We start from the raw sequence: 1496 nt of genomic DNA on the forward strand, positions 1-1496 counted from the left end.
TGGGCGTAAAGAGCGCGTAGGCGGTTTTTTCAAGTCAGATGTGAAAGCCTTGGGCTTAACCTAAGGATTGCATCTGATACTGAGGGACTTGAGTTCGGTAGAGGGGATTGGAATTCCCGGTGTAGCGGTGAAATGCGCAGATACCGGGAGGAACACCAGTGGCGAAGGCGGATCCCTGGGCCGTAACTGACGCTGAGGCGCGAAAGCTAGGGGAGCAAACAGGATTAGATACCCTGGTAGTCCTAGCCTTAAACGATGGGCACTAGGTGTGGGGAGTTATCGACTCTTCCCGTGCCGCAGCTAACGCATTAAGTGCCCCGCCTGGGGAGTACGGCCGCAAGGCTAAAACTCAAAGGAATTGACGGGGGCCCGCACAAGCGGTGGAGCATGTGGCTCAATTCGACGCAACGCGAAGAACCTTACCAGGGTTTGACATGCCGGTGGTAGCGATCCGAAAGGGGAGCGACCCCGCAAGGGGAGCCGGTACAGGTGGTGCATGGCTGTCGTCAGCTCGTGTCGTGAGATGTTGGGTTAAGTCCCGCAACGAGCGCAACCTCTGTCCTATGTTGCCAGCGTCAAGTCGGGAACTCATGGGAGACTGCCAGCGTCAAGCTGGAGGAAGGTGGAGATGACGTCAAGTCATCATGCCCTTTATGCCCTGGGCTGCACACGTGCTACAATGGCCGGTACAATGGGTTGCGAAGGGGTGACCCGGAGCGAATCCCATCGAAAGCCGGTCTAAGTCCGGATTGAAGGCTGCAACTCGCCTTCATGAAGTTGGAATCGCTAGTAATCGCGGATCAGCAATGCCGCGGTGAATACGTTCCCGGGCCTTGTACACACCGCCCGTCACACCACGAAAGTTAGAAACACCCGAAGCCGGTGAGCTAACCGTCTTTTAGATGGAGGCAGCCGTCGAAGGTGGGTCTGATGATTAGGGTGAAGTCGTAACAAGGTAGCCGTACCGGAAGGTGCGGCTGGATCACCTCCTTTCTAGGGAGAAATGGAAAGCCATAAGAAGGGGCAGGTTTTGGCCCTGTGAGATGGCTCTCCCGAAATGTCGATCTGGCTGAGGCACACTATTTAGCTTTGAGAGAATACCTCTCACAAGGCGTAGCCGGGACTTTAGCCTTGAACGTGTTGCAGACTTGACTCCGTGAGATACAAGAATGAAAGTGAATGGGGATCAAGGACATGATAGGCTAAAGCCTCCTTTACGCAAGCGGACATACCGCTTAGTACCTTGAAAACTTCACAGCGGAAAGTCAGTAGGAGAAAACATAGGCTAAGTTACTAAGGGCACACGGTGGATGCCTTGGCGATGATAGCCGAAGAAGGACGTGGTAGGCTGCGATAAGCCTCGGGGAGCCGCCGAACAGGCTTTGATCCGGGGATCTCCGAATGGGGAAACCTGCCAGGGGTAATGCCCTGGCATCCATGTCTGAATCCATAGGGTATGGAGGGGAACCAGGGGAACTGAAACATCTTAGTACCCT

The 1496-nt window shown here is 54.7% G+C and carries 2 rRNA genes; both read left to right on the forward strand.

Features of this window, described 5'->3' with window-relative positions:
- A 16S ribosomal RNA gene (locus tag HW443_RS11180) occupies positions 1-993 on the forward strand; the annotation flags it as partial.
- A gap of 290 nt (positions 994-1283) precedes the next feature.
- Positions 1284-1496: ribosomal RNA gene (locus HW443_RS11185) — 23S ribosomal RNA — on the forward strand; the annotation flags it as partial.

Origin of the sequence: Candidatus Hakubella thermalkaliphila (assembly GCF_013281975.1) — a bacterium.
Taxonomy (GTDB): Bacteria; Actinomycetota; Humimicrobiia; order Hakubellales; family Hakubellaceae; genus Hakubella; species Hakubella thermalkaliphila.